Below are 20,111 nucleotides of genomic sequence, written 5' to 3' on the forward strand. Positions count from 1 at the left end.
ATTTTATTGACAATTTAAAATATTAAGAGTATTATAATGTAAATTAACAAAAAAAGAGGAACTTGAAATGACATACACACAATTTTCATTGTTGTTGATCAAGGTGGACCTACATTAGCTTTTGTGGCTAAAATATGTGGGTCCTGTTTGGCGATAGTCATTTCGAGGACCGAGAGACGTCCTCATGGGCGTCTTTTTTGTTTCTTAATAAAAAATAGAGGTAATATTATGCGAAAAATTGAATTCTTTGACACAAGTTTGAGAGATGGCGAACAGACACCAGGCGTTAGTTTCTCCATTTCAGAAAAAGTAACGATTGCTAAACAACTGGAAAAATGGGGGATTTCTGTCATAGAGGCTGGTTTTCCTGCGGCAAGTCCAGATAGTTTTGAAGCAGTAAAGCAAATTGCTGATTCTTTGAATGATACGGCTGTCACTGCATTAGCTCGTTGTGTTATCTCAGATATCGATAAAGCGGTTGAAGCGGTAAAGGGGGCAAAATATCCGCAAATTCATGTTTTCATTGCCACTTCACCTATTCACATGAAATATAAACTTAAAATCAGTCCCGAAGAAGTTTTGAAAAATATTGATAAATGTGTGAGATACGCACGTGAACGGGTCGAGGTTGTTGAGTTTTCTCCAGAGGATGCAACAAGAACGGAGTTGAATTTTCTTTTAGAGGCTGTTCAAACGGCTGTCGATGCTGGAGCAACTTATATTAATATTCCTGACACTGTCGGTTATACGACGCCAGAAGAATATGGAAAAATTTTTAAATTTTTGATTGATAATACTAAGTCTGACCGAGAAATTATTTTTAGTCCACATTGTCATGATGATTTAGGAATGGCTGTAGCTAATTCATTAGCTGCAATTAAAGCTGGAGCTGGGAGAGTTGAAGGAACTGTCAACGGCATTGGAGAGCGAGCTGGGAATGCTGCTCTTGAAGAAATTGCTGTGGCACTACATATTCGTAAAGATTTTTATCAGGCACAAAGTCCTTTAAAACTTTCAGAAACTGCTGCAACGGCAGAACTAATTTCACAATTTTCAGGAATTGCTATTCCAAAAAATAAAGCAATTGTTGGTGCTAATGCTTTTGCACACGAATCAGGAATTCATCAAGATGGTGTCCTTAAAAATGCTGAAACTTATGAAATTATTACACCAGAACTTGTCGGAATAAAGCATAATTCGTTGCCTTTAGGTAAACTTTCTGGTCGTCATGCTTTTAGTGAAAAATTGACGGAACTTAATATTGCTTATGATGATGAAAGTCTTGCAATTTTATTTGAAAAATTTAAAAAATTAGCTGACAAGAAAAAAGAAATTACTGACGCAGATATTCATGCCTTGTTTACAGGAGAAACGGTAAAAAATCTAGCTGGATTTATACTTGATAATGTTCAAATTGATGGGCACAAGGCATTGGTGCAACTAAAAAATCAAGAAGAGGAAATTTATGTTAGTCAAGGAGAGGGGTCAGGTTCAGTGGATGCAATTTTTAAAGCTATTGATAAAGTCTTTAATCATCAACTAAAATTAATTTCTTATTCAGTGGATGCTGTAACTGATGGAATTGATGCACAAGCAACGACTTTGGTTTCTGTTGAAAATTTATCTACAGGCACTATATTTAATGCTAAAGGTGTTGATTATGATGTATTGAAAGGAAGCGCCATTGCTTACATGAACGCTAATGTTTTAGTTCAAAAAGAAAATTTACAAGGAAAGGTTGAACAAATTTCAGCTCATGATGGAATTTAAGGTGAAAAATATTGTCTAAAAAAATTGTGACACTTGCAGGAGACGGGATTGGGCCAGAAATTATGTCAGCTGGTTTAAGTGTTTTAAATGCTGTCAGTAAAAAAATTGCTTTTGAGTATGAATTAGAAGCCAAAGATTTTGGAGGAATTGCAATTGATAAGCATGGTCATCCTTTACCAGAAGAAACTTTGCAAGCAGTTAAAAATGCTGACGCAATCTTGCTCGCTGCAATTGGTCATCCTAAATACAACAATGCAAAAGTTAGACCAGAACAAGGGTTGCTTGCTTTACGGAAAGAATTAGGACTGTATGCTAATGTTCGTCCATTAAAAATTTATCCGGCTCTAAAAAAACTTTCTCCCATCCGAAATGTTGAAAATGTTGATTTCCTAGTGATTCGCGAACTGACAGGGGGAATCTATTTCGGTCAGCATGAATTGGCAGATGATAAAGCACGAGATGTCAATGATTATTCTGCTGATGAAATAAGAAGAATTCTTCATTTTGCTTTCAAAAGTGCTCAAAGTCGGCCCAGAAAATTACTGACTTCGGTTGATAAACAAAATGTTCTTGCAACTTCTAAATTATGGCGAAAAATGGCTGATGAAATTGCTGACGAATATCCTGATGTACGATTAGAGCACCAATTGGTCGATTCTTGTGCGATGTTACTGATTACTAATCCGCAACAATTTGATGTGATAGTCACTGAAAATCTATTTGGTGATATTCTCTCTGATGAAGCAAGTAGTTTGGCCGGTAGCTTAGGAGTGATGCCTTCGAGTTCGCATGGATTTAACGGTCTAGCACTCTATGAGCCAATTCATGGTTCGGCACCAGATATTGCAGGAAAAGGAATTGCGAACCCTGTTTCGATGATTCTATCAATTGCCATGATGCTAAGAGAATCTTTTGGGCAAGAAGATGGGGCTGCGATGATTGAAAAAGCCGTAACCCAAACTTTTACTGACGGAATTTTGACTAAAGATTTAGGTGGAACCGCGACAACTAAAGAAATGACAGAAGCAATCCTGAAAAATTGTCAGTAAAATGCGATTGAATAGTGAGCATTTTAGTTGCAGACAAAAGAACCGTTAACAAATTTGATAATTTTGTCAGTAAATATTACTGACAAAAAGTACAAAATTACTGACAGAATTTGTCAGAATAAATTTTTAAAAAAGGAAATAAAAAAATGTCAGGTAAAACAATATTTGATAAACTTTGGGACCAGCATGTGATTGCTGGAAATGAGGGAGAACCTCAACTGCTTTATATTGACCTTCATGTTATTCACGAGGTTACGAGTCCGCAAGCATTTCAGGGCTTACGTGAAGCAGGACGTCGTGTTCGGAGAAAAGATTTGACATACGGAACTCTTGACCACAATGTTCCAACACAAGATATTTTTAATATTCAAGATTTGATTTCTAAAAAACAAATTGATACTTTTACTAAAAATGTCAAAGAATTTGATGTTCCAGCGGAGACTCATGGTGGAAAAGGACAAGGAATTGTTCACATGGTAGCACCTGAATCTGGCAGAACTCAACCGGGAAAAACAATTGTTTGTGGCGATAGTCATACCGCAACAAATGGAGCATTTGGTGCAATTGCTTTTGGAATTGGTACAAGTGAAGTTGAACATGTTCTTGCAACTCAAACCATTTGGCAAGTTAAACCCAAGCGTATGAAAATTGAATTTCAAGGTCATCCACAAAAAGGAATTTATAGCAAAGACTTTATCCTCGCATTAATTGCTAAATATGGTGTGGATGCAGGTGTAGGTTATGCGGTTGAATATAGTGGGGATGCTATCAGTGATTTAAGCATGGAAGAACGGATGACAATCTGTAACATGTCAATTGAATTTGGGGCAAAAATTGGCCTGATGAATCCTGATGAAAAAACTTATGACTATGTCAAAGGGCGTGAACATGCACCTAAAAACTTTGATGAAGCTGTCAGTAAATGGGAAAAACTTGTCAGTGATTCTGATGCACAATACGATAAGATTTTAAGTCTTGATGTCAGGCAGTTGAAACCAATGGTGACATGGGGAACAAATCCCGGAATGGGCCTAGAATTTGGCGAAAAGTTTCCGGAAATTAACAATGATTTGAATTATGAACGTGCTTATCAGTACATGGATTTAAAGCCAGGCCAAACCGCTTCTGACATAGATTTAGGCTATATTTTCATTGGTTCTTGTACGAATGCTAGACTTGGTGATTTAGAAGAAGCTGCAAAAATTATTGGAGATAGACATATTGCTGATGGACTGACAGGAATTGTCGTCCCTGGAAGCAGACCTGTGAAAGAAGCGGCTGAAGCACAAGGGCTTGATAAAATTTTTAAAGAAGCTGGTTTTGAATGGCGGGAACCGGGTTGCTCAGCCTGTCTTGGAATGAATCCTGACCAAATTCCAGAATACGTTCATTGTGCTTCAACCTCTAATCGAAATTTTGAAGGACGTCAAGGACATAATGCAAGAACGCACCTGTGCTCTCCAGCTATGGCCGCTGCCGCCGCAATCGCTGGTAAATTTGTAGATGTTAGAACGCTCGTAACAGATTAGTCTGTAGAAAGAAAAAAAGATGGAAAAATTCACGATTTACAAAGGGACAAGTGTTCCAGTCATGAACGATAATATTGACACAGACCAAATTATTCCTAAACAATTTTTTAAAGCAATCGATAAAAAGGGCTTTGGGAAAAATTTATTTTATGAATGGCGTTATCTCAAAGATTACGATGAGAATCCTGATTTTATTTTGAATGCTCCAAAATACAAAAAAGCTTCTCTGTTAATTTCAGGAGATAATTTTGGTTCTGGTTCTTCAAGAGAACATGCGGCATGGGCCTTATCAGATTACGGATTTCGGGCAATTATTGCTGGCTCTTACTCAGATATTTTTTATAATAATGCTTTAAAAAATGGCTTGTTACCAATTAAACAACCAAGAGAAGTTCTAAATCAATTGACAAAACTGTCAAGTCAAGAAGAAATTACTATTGATTTACCCCATCAGCTAATCATCACAAGCCTTGGTGACTTTCATTTTGAGATTGACCCCATTTGGAAAGACAAATTAATTAATGGCTTAGATGATATTGGAATAACCTTGCAATATGAAGAAGCAATCTCATCTTACGAACAAAAAAATCAATAAGAGCGAGCTAAAAATGACAATTATTAATTTAAAGAATGTAAATCTTACTCGAAATAAAAAAGAAATTCTTAAAGATATTACTTGGAAAGTAAATCCCGGCGAAAATTGGGTTATTCTGGGCCTCAACGGCTCTGGAAAATCAAGTCTTTTGAAATTGATTTTAGCAGAAGAATGGAAAACTTCTGGCGAAATCACTGTTTTAAATACTCAATTTGGAAATGGAGAAATTCCTAAGTTGAGAAAAAGAATCAGCGTAGTTGGCTCATTTATTGCTGAAAGATTTCAACCAAATATTAAGGCTGAAAACCTTGTTTATACTGGGAAATTTAATTCGAGCATGCTTTATAAACCCTACACAGATCAGGAACTTGATGAGGCCCGTCAGCTTTTAAGACAAATGGGGGCAAAATCACTTATTGGCCGAAATTATGCCAGCCTTTCTCAAGGGGAAAAGCAAGTTCTTCTTATTGCTAGGAGCTTAATTTTAAAGCCTGAGCTTTTAATTTTGGACGAAGCAACGAACGGTTTAGATTTATTTGCTAAAGAAAAATTATTAAAGCAACTGCAGCAGATTAATCAATTAAAAAATGCACCAACACTCATTTATATTTCTCATCATCCCGATGAAATCACTGATATTTTTACTCATCTTTTACTTTTAAGAGAAGGAAAAGTGATTCAATCAGGGAAAAAAGAAAACTTATTAAATGAAAAGATACTTACTGATTTTTATCAAGAAAAAGTAGAAGTTCACCGTTTTGAGCAGAAATATTTTGTAATTTCTGCTAACTGAGAAAGGAAAACAAAAGTATTTTATAGACTATATAGAATATTCTGACAAATTATTGTATTTTCATTTTTTTAGTGATAAAATAGCTCTATGTAAATTTACGGGGAGGTCAAAAAGATAACATATGGAATTCAAATATAACGGAAAAGTTGAATCAGTGGAACTTAATAAATATTCTAAGACATTGACTCAAGATCCAACACAACCAGCGACTCAAGCGATGTACTACGGCATTGGTTTTAAAGATGAGGACTTCAAAAAAGCTCAGGTCGGAATCGTCAGCATGGATTGGGACGGAAATCCATGTAATATGCACTTGGGAACACTTGGGAGTAAAATCAAAAGTTCTGTCAACCAAACTGACGGATTGATTGGACTTCAATTTCATACTATTGGAGTTTCTGATGGAATTGCCAACGGAAAGCTTGGCATGAGATATTCTTTGGTCAGTCGTGAAGTGATTGCTGACAGCATCGAAACCAATGCTGGCGCAGAATATTATGATGCCATCGTTGCCATTCCCGGTTGTGATAAAAATATGCCAGGGTCAATTATCGGAATGGCTCGCTTAAATCGTCCGTCAATTATGGTCTATGGTGGAACGATTGAACATGGCGAATATAAAGGTGAAAAATTAAATATTGTTTCGGCCTTTGAAGCTCTGGGACAAAAAATCACCGGAAATATTTCTGATGAAGATTATCATGGCGTTATTTGCAATGCCATTCCAGGGCAAGGTGCTTGCGGAGGAATGTACACTGCTAATACCCTGGCTGCCGCTATTGAAACTTTAGGAATGAGTTTACCTTATTCCTCTTCCAATCCAGCAGTCAGTCAAGAAAAACAAGAAGAGTGTGATGAAATTGGTTTAGCCATCAAAAATTTATTAGAAAAAGATATTAAACCAAGTGATATCATGACCAAAGAAGCTTTTGAAAATGCCATAACAATTGTCATGGTCCTTGGAGGCTCAACCAATGCTGTGCTTCATATCATTGCAATGGCAAATGCCATTGGTGTAGAAATTACGCAAGATGATTTCCAACGTATTTCAGATATTACCCCTGTTCTTGGCGATTTCAAACCGAGCGGAAAATATATGATGGAAGATCTGCACAAAATTGGTGGCCTTCCTGCTGTTTTGAAATACCTACTTAAAGAAGGAAAACTTCACGGTGATTGTTTGACCGTCACAGGTAAAACTTTGGCTGAAAATGTTGAAACAGCATTAGATTTGGACTTTGACAGCCAAGATATTATGCGACCACTAAAAAATCCAATTAAAGCTACTGGACATTTACAAATCTTGTACGGTAATCTTGCCCAAGGGGGTTCTGTTGCAAAAATTTCTGGTAAAGAAGGCGAATTTTTCAAAGGAACTGCTCGTGTTTTTGATGGTGAACAACATTTTATCGATGGCATTGAGTCTGGCCGATTGCATGCTGGTGATGTTGCAGTCATTAGAAATATTGGCCCAGTCGGAGGTCCGGGAATGCCAGAGATGTTAAAACCAACTTCAGCATTAATTGGAGCCGGACTTGGAAAGTCTTGTGCACTCATTACTGACGGAAGATTTTCTGGTGGCACCCACGGCTTTGTTGTGGGGCATATCGTCCCTGAAGCAGTTGAAGGTGGGTTGATTGGTTTAGTTGAAGATGATGATATTATCGAAATTGATGCGGTGAATAATAGTATTAGTTTAAAAGTTTCTGATGAAGAAATTGCTAAACGACGTGCCGATTATCAAAAGCCAGACCCTAAAGCAACGCGTGGTGTTCTTGCAAAATTTGCCAAACTTACGCGCCCCGCTAGTGAAGGTTGCGTTACAGATTTATAGAAAGGTTTGAATGAAAAAAATAAAGTTAGAAAAACCTACTTCCGGTTCCCAACTTGTTCTCCAAACCTTAAAAGAACTTGGAGTAGAAATTATTTTTGGTTATCCTGGTGGGGCCATGCTCCCCTTGTATGATGCGATTCATAATTTTGAAGGAATTCAACATATTTTAGCCCGTCATGAGCAAGGAGCAACGCATGAAGCCGAAGGTTACGCTAAATCGTCTGGTAAAGTTGGTGTCGTCGTTGTTACGTCTGGACCGGGAGCGACTAATGCAGTAACTGGAATTGCTGACGCTTATCTTGATTCAGTCCCATTGTTAGTTTTCACAGGTCAAGTTGGCCGTCAGTCAATTGGTAAAGATGCTTTTCAAGAAGCAGATACTGTTGGAATTACAGCCCCAATTACAAAATATAATTATCAAATTAGGGAAACCGCAGATATTCCAAGAATTGTTACAGAAGCCTATTATTTGGCAAAGACAGGACGTCCTGGGCCAGTAGAAATCGATTTACCAAAAGATGTTTCCACCCTTGAAGTCACTGAAATTAATGACCCAAGCTTGAATCTTCCTCATTATCACGAAAGTGAAAAAGCGACTGATGAACAATTGCAAGAATTACTGACAGAACTTTCTGTCAGTAAAAAACCAGTCATTATTGCTGGCGGAGGAATTAATTATTCTGGCTCAGTTGATATTTTCAGAGCATTTGTCGAAAAATATCAAATTCCAGTTGTTTCTACATTGCTTGGCTTAGGAACATTACCAATCAGCCACGAATTGCAACTAGGAATGGCAGGAATGCACGGTTCATACGCTGCAAATATGGCTTTAGTTGAAGCTGACTATATTATTAATTTGGGATCACGTTTTGACGATAGAGTTGTATCCAATCCAGCAAAATTTGCTAAAAATGCTGTCGTTGCTCATATTGATATTGACGCTGCTGAACTTGGCAAAATTGTAAAAACCGATATTCCAATCCTTTCTGATTTGAAAGTGGCTTTAAGCAGACTTTTGCAATTAAATAAGGTCAAGACTGACTTTAATGATTGGATTAAAACTGTCATTGAAAATAAAGAGAAAGCACCATTTACTTATGAGCCCCAAAACCATGATATCCGTCCACAGGAAACAATTAAATTAATTGGAGAATACACTCAAGGAGATGCAATCATTGTGACCGATGTTGGGCAACATCAAATGTGGGTGGCGCAATATTATCCTTATAAAAATGCAAGGCAACTTATTACTTCTGGGGGAATGGGAACGATGGGCTTTGGCATTCCTGCAGCAATCGGTGCAAAGCTGGCACAGCCAAATAAAAATGTCATTGTTTTTGTTGGCGATGGTGGCTTTCAAATGACTAATCAAGAATTAGCATTACTTAATGGCTACGGTATTACAATCAAAGTTGTTCTGATTAATAATCATTCATTGGGAATGGTACGTCAATGGCAAGAATCATTCTATGAAGAGCGACGTTCACAATCGGTTTTTGATGTTGAACCAAATTTTCAATTGTTAGCCGAAGCTTATGGCATCAAACATGTTAAGTTAGATAATCCAAAAACTTTGGCTGATGATTTAAAAATTATTACAGAAGATGAGCCAATGCTTATTGAAGTTCTAATTTCAAAATCTGAACATGTTTTACCAATGATACCAGCTGGATTACACAATGACGAAATGATTGGACTTCATTTTACTGATAAGAATGAGGAGGTAGATAATGCGTAGAATGATTATCGCAAAACTTCATAATGTAACAGGAATTATGAATCGATTTACCGCCGTTCTCAATCGAAGGCAAGTGAACATTCTCTCAATTACCGCTGGAGTTACAGAAAGTCAAGACTTAACTCATACCACTTTTGTTATTGAAGTTGATCATCTTGATGAAGTAGAACAAATCATTAAACAATTAAATCGCTTAATAGATGTGATTGAAGTAGCTGATATTACAGATTTGCCTCATGTAGAACGTGAAGTCGTCTTGATTAAAGTATCAGCTCCACCGACCATTAGGGCAGAAATTTTTACAATGATTGAACCTTTTAGAGTAAATGTAGTTGATGTCAATCTGGAAAATGTCACCATTCAATTAACGGGTGATTCAGCAAAAATCGAAGCACTTATTGATGTTGTTAGTCCTTATGGCATTCTAAATATGGCTCGGACAGGTAGTGCAGGTTTTGAGCGTGGCTAAATTTAAATAAGTTAACAAATAAATAGAAAAATAGAGGAAACAAAAATGGCAGTTACAATGTATTATGAAGATGATGTAGAAGTATCAGCACTTGCTGGAAAGCAAATTGCAGTAATCGGTTATGGTTCACAAGGACATGCTCACGCACAGAATTTGCGTGATTCTGGTCACAACGTTATCATTGGTGTGCGCCACGGAAAATCTTTTGATAAAGCAAAAGAAGATGGCTTTGAAACATTTGAAGTAGGAGAAGCGGTAGCTAAAGCTGATGTTATTATGGTTTTGGCGCCAGATGAACTTCAACAATCCATTTATGAAGAGAACATCAAACCAAACTTGAAAGCAGGTTCAGCACTTGGTTTTGCTCACGGATTTAATATCCATTTTGGCTATATTAAAGTACCAGAAGACGTTGACGTCTTTATGGTTGCACCTAAGGCCCCAGGTCACCTTGTCCGTCGGACTTATACTGAAGGTTTTGGTACACCAGCTTTGTTTGTTTCACACCAAAATGCAAGTGGTCATGCGCGTGAAATCGCAATGGATTGGGCCAAAGGAATTGGTTGTGCTCGAGTGGGAATTATTGAAACAACTTTTAAAGAAGAAACAGAAGAAGATTTGTTTGGAGAACAAGCTGTTCTATGTGGAGGTTTGACAGCACTTGTTGAAGCCGGTTTTGAAACACTGACAGAAGCTGGATACGCTGGCGAATTGGCTTACTTTGAAGTTTTGCACGAAATGAAATTGATTGTTGACCTCATGTATGAAGGTGGTTTTACTAAAATGCGTCAATCCATCTCAAATACTGCTGAGTTTGGCGATTATGTGACTGGTCCACGGATTATTACTGACGAAGTTAAAAAGAATATGAAGCTTGTTTTGGCTGATATTCAATCTGGAAAATTTGCTCAAGATTTCGTTGATGACTTCAAAGCGGGGCGTCCAAAATTAATAGCCTATCGCGAAGCTGCTAAAAATCTTGAAATTGAAAAAATTGGGGCAGAACTACGTAAAGCAATGCCATTCACACAATCTGGTGATGACGATGCCTTTAAAATCTATCAGTAATTTCTCTTATTGATTGAACAAAAACATAAAAGCATTTTATGGAGGAATGACATAAATGATAAGTGCCAAAGAGGTTGAAGATGCCTATGATTTGTTAAAAGCAGTTGTCACTAAAACACCTTTACAATTAGACCCTTACCTTTCCAATAAATATCAAGCAAATATTTACTTAAAAGAAGAAAACTTACAGAAAGTTCGTTCTTTTAAATTACGAGGAGCTTATTATTCTATCAGTAAATTATCTGATGAGCAACGCTCTAAAGGAGTGGTTTGTGCCTCCGCAGGAAATCATGCACAAGGAGTTGCTTTTGCTGCAAATCAATTAAATATTTCTGCGACAATTTTTATGCCCGTTACCACACCTAACCAAAAAATTTCACAAGTTAAATTTTTTGGCGAAAGTCATGTAACAATTCGTTTAATTGGTGATACTTTTGATGAATCAGCCAGAGCAGCAAAAGCTTTTTCTCAAGATAATGACAAACCATTTATAGACCCTTTTGATGATGAAAATGTAATTGCTGGTCAAGGGACAGTGGCTTTAGAAATTTTTGCGCAAGCTAAAAAACAAGCAATAAGTTTAGATAAGATTTTTGTACAGATTGGTGGAGGTGGTTTAATTGCAGGAATTACGGCCTACAGTAAGGAGCGCTATCCCCAAACTGAAATTATCGGAGTTGAAGCAAAAGGGGCAACAAGTATGAAAGCTGCCTACTCTGCTGGTCAGCCCGTCACCTTGGAACACATTGATAAATTTGCTGACGGAATTGCGGTTGCGACTGTCGGTCAGAAAACTTACCAACTTATTAATGACAAAGTGAAACAATTGCTTGCGGTTGATGAAGGTTTAATTTCTCAAACCATACTCGAATTGTATTCAAAATTAGGAATTGTCGCCGAGCCAGCAGGTGCAACATCTGTTGCCGCACTTGAACTTATTAAAGATGAAATCAAGGGTAAAAATATCGTCTGTATCATCAGCGGCGGAAATAATGATATTAGTCGAATGCAAGAAATTGAAGAAAGAGCTTTGGTTTATGAAGGTCTAAAACATTATTTTGTCATTAACTTTCCTCAAAGACCAGGAGCCTTACGAACTTTTGTCAGTGATATTTTAGGGCCAAATGATGATATCACCCGATTTGAGTACATCAAAAGGGCTGATAAAGGTAAAGGACCTTGTCTTGTTGGGATTTTACTTTCAGATGCTAGTGATTATGATTCATTGATTAATCGGATTGAAAGATTTGATAATCGTTATGTTAACTTACATGGAAATGATAGTTTATACGAACTTTTGGTCTAACTAACCAATTGGTTTGAGCCATTTTCTAGTTTCAATTCTCTTTAAATCACTAGAAATTTGATATAATTTAATTAATAAATTATTTAAATTTAATGAGATAGAAAAGAGAAATATCATGACAGAAATCACACAACTTTTTCAATATAATACCCTTGGAGCTTTAATGGCAGGCCTTTACGAGGGGACAATGACAATTGGTGAACTTCTGAAACATGGTGATTTAGGAATTGGAACTTTAGATTCTGTTGATGGAGAATTAATTGTTTTGGACGGCAAAGCCTACCAAGCTAAAGGTGATAAAACTATCGTCGAATTAACTGATGACATCAAAGTTCCTTATGCTGCAGTTGTTCCCCATCAGGCAGAGGTAGTTTTTAAACAGAAATTCACGGCCAGTGATAAGGAATTAGAAGACCGAATCGAAAGCTATTTTGACGGGCAAAACTTATTTCGCTCAATCAAAATAATAGGTGAATTTCCAAAAATGCACGTTCGTATGATTCCACGGGCAAAATCAGGGACAAGATTTGTAGAAGTTTCACAAAATCAACCCGAATACACTGAAGAAAACGTCAAAGGAACAATTGTTGGGATTTGGACTCCGGAAATGTTTCATGGTGTGAGTGTTGCTGGTTATCATCTCCATTTTATTAGTGAAGATTTTACTTTTGGTGGACATGTCCTTGATTTTATTATTGATAATGGTACTGTTGAAATTGGCGCAATTGACCAATTGAACCAATCATTCCCCGTTCAAGATCGCAAATTCTTGTTTGCTGACCTTGATATTGAAGCACTAAAAAAAGATATCGATGTAGCTGAATGATAATCACTAGATTTCTTTAGCTATATTAAAGGAGAAATCTATGAAAATTATTGCAACATCAGATGCACCAGCCGCTATCGGTCCTTATGTTCAAGGTAAAATTGTCAATGGTTTACTCTATGCATCAGGCCAAATTCCGTTGAATCCATTGAACGGAGAGATTGTTGGAGATAGCATTGAGACTCAAACCGAACAGGTGATGAAAAATATTTCTGCTATTTTGAAAGAAGCCCATTCTGATTTTGACTTAGTCATCAAAACAACATGTTTCTTGAAAAATATTGAAGATTTTTCACGATTTAATGCAATTTATTCAAAGTTTTTTGATAAAGAATTCCCAGCGCGTTCCGCTGTTGGAGTCGCAGGATTACCTAAAAATGTCCTTATTGAAATAGAAGTCATTGCAGAAGTTAAATCCTAAAATTAAAACATATTAGCTATAAAAATTACTGACAAGATTTCTGTCAGTAATTTTTTTGGTTACAAGTCAGTCTTTTTTACGTATAGAAAATTATAAGCCAATTTTAAAATTTCTGACAAAGCTGGCAGTAAAAAATGGAGGAATTATGATAACAAATTTTGATTTATATCGTTGGAAAAAAGCTGGCATGACCAATTTAGGAGTAAATAAACTTTTAAAATTTTTTCATAGATATGATAAAAAAATAAGTTTAAGACAAATGGGACAAGTAGCACAACTTAAATCAATTCCCAACTTTATTGAACAATATAAAAATCAAGACGTAATTAAACTGAGAGAAGAGTATAAAATATACCCTTCATTTTCTCTTCTTGATGAAATTTATCCCGAAAGGCTCAAGGAAATTTACAATCCACCTGTTCTATTATTTTATCAAGGAGATATAGGACTCTTAAAAACTCCTAAATTAGCTTTTGTTGGTAGTCGACAAGCAAGCTCACAAGGAATTAAAGCCGTTCAAAAAATTGTGACAGAGTTGAACCAAAATTTTACGATTGTCAGCGGACTCGCTAAAGGAATTGATACAGCAAGTCATCTTTCTGCCATTAAAAATAAAATCCCTACAATTGCAGTTATCGGTACAGGCTTAGATATCTTTTATCCTTTAGAAAATCGAAAAATTCAAGAATATCTTGCTAAAAACCAACTAATTCTATCAGAATATTCAGTCGGAGAAAAACCACTTCGCTATCATTTTCCTGAACGCAATCGTATCATTGCGGGACTTTCACATGGTGTAGTAGTGATAGAAGCAAAGTTACGAAGTGGTAGTTTAATTACTTGTGAGCGCGCTCTGGAAGAAGGAAGAGATATTTTCGCTGTACCAGGAAACATAGCAGATGGATTTTCAGATGGCTGTAATCATCTAATTCAACAAGGAGCAAAATTAATCTATCAAGCCCAAGATATCTTAGAAGAATATTTGTATGATTAAAAAAACCCTTTATCACCTTGCACCACAAGACTTAAGTCGGTTTTTACAGTACAAAAAGATATCAAGTTCTACTATAAGAAAACTAAATAACTTGACATATTGAAGAAAAGCATTTATTATGAGAGAGTGAATTTAATGTAAATAAGAGCATTAACACCTCTTAAACTATTATTTTACTTCCACATTCGATATATACCTCTATGAATTAAGATACAATAACTAAAAGATAGTGGATACCAAAAAGAATAAATAGGAAAAATTATGCCAACTTCAACTAAAAGTAAAACAAAAACAACTACAAAGAAAAAAACAACACGAAAAAGAGTTACTCCAGGTAAAAATCTGGTTATTGTAGAATCGCCAGCAAAAGCTAAAACAATTGAAAAATATTTAGGTCGAAACTACAAAGTTGTGGCTTCAGTAGGTCATATTCGTGATTTGAAAAAATCAACCATGTCTGTTGATATAGAGAATGACTATGAACCTCAATATATTAATATTCGTGGGAAAGCCCCATTAATCAACTCTCTCAAAAAAGAAGCAAAGGCTGCCAAAGCCGTCTATCTCGCAAGTGACCCGGACCGTGAAGGTGAAGCAATTTCTTGGCACTTAGCACATATCTTAAATCTTCCACTTGAAGAAAAAAATCGAGTGGTCTTTAATGAAATCACTAAAGATGCTGTTAAAAATGCCTTTAAGGAACCGCGTCAAATTGATGTGGACTTAGTTGATGCCCAACAAGCACGCCGAGTTCTTGACCGTTTGGTGGGTTATTCAATTAGTCCTATTCTATGGAAAAAAGTCAAAAAAGGACTCTCAGCAGGTCGAGTTCAATCTATTGCCTTAAAACTAATTGTTGACCGCGAGAATGAAATTAATGCTTTTATTCCAGAAGAGTATTGGTCAATTGATGGTGAATTTAAAAAAGGAACTAAAAAATTCAAAGCATCCTTCTGGGGAATTGACGGAAAAAAACATCCTTTAAAAACCAATGAAGATGTCATCAAAGTCATGGAACGCTTAGACGGTCCTGATTTTAACGTAGATAAAGTTGAAAAGAAAGAACGTCGCAGAAACGCTCCTCTTCCTTATACAACTAGCTCAATGCAACAAGACGCGGCTAATAAACTTAATTTTCGTACTCGTAAAACAATGATGGTTGCTCAACAACTTTATGAAGGTCTTACTTTAGGAAGCCAGGGCCATCAAGGTTTAATTACCTATATGCGTACAGACTCGACACGTATTTCTCCTGTTGCACAAAGTGCAGCCCACAATTATATTGCTGATCAATTTGGAGAAAAATATAGTAAACACGGTTCAAAAGTTAAAAATGCCTCTGGAGCCCAAGATGCCCACGAAGCAATTCGACCTTCAAATGTTTTTAACACTCCAGACGCCATTGCTAAATATCTAGACAAAGATCAATTAAAACTTTACACACTCATCTGGAATCGTTTCGTTGCCAGTCAAATGGTTGCAGCTATTTTTGATACTGTTAAAGTAAATCTGTCTCAAAATGGTGTTATCTTTATTGCCAATGGTTCACAAGTGAAATTTGACGGTTATCTGCGAATCTACAATGATTCTGATAAATCAAATATGCTTCCAGAGATGGAAGAAAATGAAACTGTCAAAAAAGCGAATGTTAAACCAGAACAACATTTCACTCAACCACCAGCTAGATATTCCGAAGCAACACTCATCAAGACATTGGAAGAAAATGGAGTGGGACGTCCCTCAACTTATGCGCCTACACTAGAAACAATTCAAAAACGTTATTATGTGAGATTATCAGCAAAACGTTTTGAACCTACAGAGCTTGGAGAAATTGTCAATAAGCTTATTGTTGAGTTCTTCCCTAACATTGTAAATACTGAATTTACAGCTGAAATGGAAAAAGATCTTGATGAAGTTGAAGAAGGAAAACGTCAATGGATTGAGGTTGTTGACCAATTTTACAAACCCTTTGCAAAAGAACTTGAAAATGCCGAAGAAGGTATGGAAAAAATCCAAATCAAGGATGAACCTGCTGGCTTTGACTGTGATGTTTGTGGAAGTCCGATGGTAATTAAGTTGGGACGTTTTGGAAAATTTTATGCTTGTAGCAACTTCCCAGACTGCCGAAACACCAAAGCAATTGTCAAAGAAATTGGTGTAAAATGTCCACTTTGCCATGAAGGAAATATTATTGAACGCAAAACAAAGAAAAATAGAATTTTCTATGGTTGTGATCGTTACCCAGAATGTGAATTCACAAGTTGGGACAAACCTATTGGTCGTGATTGTCCTAAATCTGGACATTTTCTTGTTGAAAAGAAAGTTCGCGGTGGCGGTAAACAAGTGGTATGTTCAAATGATGAATGTGACTATCAAGAAGAAAAACAAAAATAAAAGGCGCTTCCGCGCTTTTTTATTATATTAATCAATGGAAAAATTTACTAAATTTAGATATAATTGGGACTATGAAAAAAACACATATTAACGTTATTGGAGCGGGACTTGCTGGTTCTGAAGCTGCTTATCAAATTGCTAAGCGTGGCATTCCTGTTAAACTATATGAAATGCGAGGCGTTAAACAAACCCCTCAACACAAAACAGATAAATTTGCTGAACTAGTCTGTTCAAATTCTCTTCGTGGAGCTGCAATCACTAACGCGGTTGGTCTCTTAAAAGAAGAAATGAGAAGACTTGATTCTGTCATTATCAAGGCAGCGGAAGTGACTCAAGTACCTGCTGGAGGAGCCCTAGCTGTTGATAGAGAAGGTTTCTCTGATTTTGTCACAAGAGAAGTTTCTAACCATCCATTGGTTGAAGTAATTCGTGAAGAAATTACTGATCTTCCAGAAGATGAAATTACAATTATTGCTACTGGACCTCTAACTTCAGATAAATTAGCAGAAAAAATTCATGAATTTAACGGTGCGGATGGCTTTTATTTTTATGATGCAGCAGCACCGATTATTGACGCCAACTCGATTAATTTTGAAAAAGTCTATAAAAAATCTCGATATGATAAAGGTGAAGCTGACTATATCAACTGTCCGATGACCAAGAAAGAATTTCAAGCCTTTCAAGAAGCTTTAATTTCTGCTGAAGAAGCTCCTTTAAACTCTTTTGAAGATTTAAAAGTCTTTGAAGGTTGTATGCCTATTGAAGAAATGGCCAAACGTGGTTATAAAACGATGCTATTTGGCCCGATGAAACCTGTTGGATTGGAATATCCTGAAGATTATAAAGGACCCAGAGACGGTGATTTTAAGACTCCCTATGCAGTTGTTCAACTTCGCCAAGATAATGCTTCCGCATCTTTGTACAATATCGTAGGATTTCAAACTCATTTAAAATGGGGAGAACAAAAACGAGTTTTCCAAATGATTCCAGGTCTTGAAAATGCTGAATTCGTTCGTTATGGAGTCATGCATCGTAATTCTTACATGGATTCTCCAAATCTTCTTAAACAAACCTTCCAATCTCGCAAACAAGAGAATCTGTTCTTTGCAGGACAAATGACAGGAGTAGAGGGCTATGTAGAATCAGCAGCTTCTGGTTTAGTTGCTGGAATTAATGCTGTCAAACTCTTTAATGACGAAGAAGTAGTTATATTCCCAAAAACAACGGCGATTGGAAGTTTACCTTACTACATCACCCATACTGACAGCAAACATTTTCAACCAATGAATGTAACCTTCGGAATTGTTGAAGAATTAGAAGGCCCACGAATTCGTGATAAAAAAGAACGTTATACTAAGGTAGCAGAGCGTGCTTTAAATAGCTTAACAGATATTATTTCAAAAGATAATCTATAACAAATAAAAAACACTTGGAATTTGAATCAAGTGTTTTTTATTTGTTATAGATTATCTAGAGCATTTTTTTGTTCTTCATTGATAATATGAGTATAAAGGTCTGTAACTTGAGTTGAAGCATGCCCTAACTGATTGCTCACCAATACCTGAGAATTTGTTTGAGCATAAAGTCGAGTCGCAAGTGTATGTCTAAGTTTGTGAGGGGTCACTCGTACTTTAAATGCTTGAGAATATTTAGCAACTAATTTTTCAACACTAGAAGGATCTATTCGACTAGGAACATCTCTATAAAGTGTCACAAAAAATGCCGTATCTTTCGCTGTAGTCTTATAACGTTGACTACGTACTTCCAAGTATCTTTCAAAATAAGTTTTGGCAAAAGGAGCATAAGGAACAGCATCCCTTTTTCCTCCTTTACGAGTTACCTCAACAACCATAGTAATAAGATTTAAATCTCTTAAATCTACATTAACTGCCTCAGAAAGACGAATACCAGAGGCTAAAATAAGTGCAATAATTGCTAAATCACGTTCTTTATTTTTGAAAAAACTAGAACGAGCTCTATTTGATAATGTTTTTTCGTATTCATTATCAATATAGTCAAGAAAACCTTGAGTTTCATCTCCCAAAAAAAGCTTCCCTTTAATATTCTCAGCACGAGAAGCTAAAGTTTCGGATTTTTTCTTAGTCTGTACCTTCTTCATAACATTACGATAGAAGTAAGGCTCACCATCTTCATTTTCAACCTCTTCAGTAAGGTATTTATAAAGACTAGAAAGAGCAGATAGAGTACGATTAATTGTTGTTTGACTTACCCCATAACGGGTAGAGCGCGTATTTAAACGAGGTCTCTCCCTAAGATAGAGGATGAATGACTCCAAATCTCGTTTAGTTAAGTTTTCTAAAACAGAGAGGGAAACATCAGTTATCTTATCAACATCAGCAACTCCAGAATCGACCAACCAACTAAAGAAACGTTCATATTCTTTAAGATATTCATAAAGTGTATTCAAACTATAAGGAATAGTAAGTTTAGATTGATAATATTCTAAAACATAAGAAGGCATGATATGTTTTAGTTTTTCAATATTTTGTATTAATTGTTCACGTTTCATAGATTTAAGTATACCAGAAGAGATATCCAATTGTCAAGAAAATTACAGTTTTTCGGAAAGATGTGACTTAAAACATATAGGAGTTCTGTGTCACACCTTTTCAAAAGGTTTCGTAAACCTTGATATTATAAGGTTTTTGTGACACGTTGCTCTCCTGCTTTTTGTTTTAATTTTCTTTCAAAATAGTTTTTTCCGAAGTTTTTTGTTTTTCCATAAAATAAGACTTATAATAGTTATCATAAAGACTCAGTTACTCACAAAAAAGGGAGATTCCGATTAAGAATCTCCCTTTTACATCATTTGACTTGACTTTTTATGCATATTTATTTATAATATCATTAAGTAAGTCGATTGAACGGAACGTGTTCTTAATCGGCAGGCATGATAAAGTTCTAGCTTTTTCGTGCCTTTTTTGTTTGCCTTAATTATAGCATAAACTATTCTTGCGTGCAAGGATTTTTTTGTTATGCTCTGTTAGGCTGACTAATCAGCTTTTGGAGGGTATTTGACTTCCATTGTTTTTCTGTCAAAGAATGCTAAGACCTCCTGTTTAACTTCAAATTTGTGCCAGGTGTCACCATTTTTCCAATACAAAAATCCATCCTTTGAGGTAACCACGGCAACAATCTTAACCCTTTGTGGGCCACTTTTGGTTTCAACAGCCGCCTCGTCGCCTTTACGTAGTCTAATTGGTTGTAGGTGGTCTGGTACCTTCCAATAGCGTTTGTGTTTGTCATTTCCGTTAATATGGACGGCTTGAATGATTTTCATGATTTACTCCCTGTTATTTAATTA

General features: G+C 36.2%; 17 protein-coding genes. 15 read left to right on the top strand and 2 right to left on the bottom strand.

Going from position 1 to position 20,111, the window contains the following annotated elements; all coding sequences use genetic code 11:
- Positions 1-228 precede the first annotated feature (228 nt).
- From MKX45_RS07115 to trmFO, 15 genes are all read left to right on the top strand, one after another.
- Complete coding sequence (locus MKX45_RS07115; protein ID WP_057720830.1) at positions 229-1,770, top strand: 2-isopropylmalate synthase; 1,542 nt, start codon at positions 229-231, stop codon at positions 1,768-1,770.
- An 11-nt stretch (positions 1,771-1,781) separates the two neighbouring features.
- The gene (gene leuB / locus MKX45_RS07120) at positions 1,782-2,819 is read left to right on the top strand and encodes a 3-isopropylmalate dehydrogenase (RefSeq protein ID WP_057720831.1); all 1,038 of its coding nucleotides are present in this window, start codon (positions 1,782-1,784) and stop codon (positions 2,817-2,819) included.
- Positions 2,820-2,965: 146 nt separating this feature from the next.
- Positions 2,966-4,348 carry a 3-isopropylmalate dehydratase large subunit gene (leuC, locus tag MKX45_RS07125; protein WP_340816944.1) on the top strand — a complete coding sequence of 461 codons (1,383 nt, stop codon included), beginning with the start codon at positions 2,966-2,968 and terminating at the stop codon, positions 4,346-4,348.
- A 19-nt stretch (positions 4,349-4,367) separates the two neighbouring features.
- Complete coding sequence (leuD, locus tag MKX45_RS07130) at positions 4,368-4,943, top strand: 3-isopropylmalate dehydratase small subunit (protein WP_340816945.1); 576 nt, start codon at positions 4,368-4,370, stop codon at positions 4,941-4,943.
- Positions 4,944-4,956: 13 nt separating this feature from the next.
- Entirely contained in the window at positions 4,957-5,736 is a 780-nt protein-coding gene (locus MKX45_RS07135; protein WP_128267758.1) for an ABC transporter ATP-binding protein, read from the top strand.
- 121 nt (positions 5,737-5,857) lie between these two features.
- Positions 5,858-7,570, top strand: a complete 1,713-nt coding sequence (ilvD, locus tag MKX45_RS07140) for a dihydroxy-acid dehydratase (protein ID WP_340816946.1) — start codon at positions 5,858-5,860, stop codon at positions 7,568-7,570.
- 10 nt (positions 7,571-7,580) lie between these two features.
- A complete protein-coding gene (locus MKX45_RS07145) occupies positions 7,581-9,308 on the top strand; it encodes an acetolactate synthase large subunit (RefSeq protein ID WP_340816947.1) in 1,728 nt (575 codons plus the stop codon).
- On the top strand, positions 9,301-9,777 hold the full coding sequence (gene ilvN, locus MKX45_RS07150; RefSeq protein ID WP_010905839.1) for an acetolactate synthase small subunit: 477 nt from the start codon (positions 9,301-9,303) through the stop codon (positions 9,775-9,777). Before MKX45_RS07145 ends, ilvN begins: the two co-directional genes overlap by 8 nt.
- A 45-nt stretch (positions 9,778-9,822) precedes the next feature.
- Positions 9,823-10,845, top strand: a complete 1,023-nt coding sequence (gene ilvC, locus MKX45_RS07155; protein ID WP_128267760.1) for a ketol-acid reductoisomerase — start codon at positions 9,823-9,825, stop codon at positions 10,843-10,845.
- 55 nt (positions 10,846-10,900) lie between these two features.
- Positions 10,901-12,151, top strand: a complete 1,251-nt coding sequence (gene ilvA, locus MKX45_RS07160) for a threonine ammonia-lyase IlvA (protein ID WP_057720837.1) — start codon at positions 10,901-10,903, stop codon at positions 12,149-12,151.
- A gap of 115 nt (positions 12,152-12,266) precedes the next feature.
- Positions 12,267-12,977, top strand: a complete 711-nt coding sequence (gene budA, locus MKX45_RS07165) for an acetolactate decarboxylase (protein ID WP_057720838.1) — start codon at positions 12,267-12,269, stop codon at positions 12,975-12,977.
- A gap of 40 nt (positions 12,978-13,017) precedes the next feature.
- Entirely contained in the window at positions 13,018-13,398 is a 381-nt protein-coding gene (locus MKX45_RS07170) for a RidA family protein (RefSeq protein ID WP_015426409.1), read from the top strand.
- A gap of 145 nt (positions 13,399-13,543) precedes the next feature.
- A complete protein-coding gene (gene dprA, locus MKX45_RS07175) occupies positions 13,544-14,392 on the top strand; it encodes a DNA-processing protein DprA (RefSeq protein ID WP_057720839.1) in 849 nt (282 codons plus the stop codon).
- A gap of 261 nt (positions 14,393-14,653) precedes the next feature.
- Positions 14,654-16,786 carry a type I DNA topoisomerase gene (gene topA / locus MKX45_RS07180; RefSeq protein WP_023189256.1) on the top strand — a complete coding sequence of 711 codons (2,133 nt, stop codon included), beginning with the start codon at positions 14,654-14,656 and terminating at the stop codon, positions 16,784-16,786.
- Positions 16,787-16,857: 71 nt separating this feature from the next.
- Positions 16,858-18,201: a methylenetetrahydrofolate--tRNA-(uracil(54)-C(5))-methyltransferase (FADH(2)-oxidizing) TrmFO gene (gene trmFO, locus MKX45_RS07185; RefSeq protein WP_340816948.1), complete on the top strand. Its 1,344-nt coding sequence runs from the start codon at positions 16,858-16,860 to the stop codon at positions 18,199-18,201.
- 44 nt (positions 18,202-18,245) lie between these two features.
- Here trmFO and xerS read toward each other — a convergent pair whose 3' ends face one another.
- Entirely contained in the window at positions 18,246-19,316 is a 1,071-nt protein-coding gene (xerS, locus tag MKX45_RS07190; protein WP_003131037.1) for a tyrosine recombinase XerS, read from the bottom strand.
- Positions 19,317-19,799: 483 nt separating this feature from the next.
- The gene (locus tag MKX45_RS07195; protein WP_340816949.1) at positions 19,800-20,087 is read right to left on the bottom strand and encodes a hypothetical protein; all 288 of its coding nucleotides are present in this window, start codon (positions 20,085-20,087) and stop codon (positions 19,800-19,802) included.
- Between the last annotated feature and the right edge of the window lie 24 nt (positions 20,088-20,111).

This window comes from Lactococcus sp. FSL W8-0209 (genome assembly GCF_038006585.1).
In the GTDB taxonomy this organism is placed as follows: Bacteria; Bacillota; Bacilli; order Lactobacillales; family Streptococcaceae; genus Lactococcus; species Lactococcus lactis.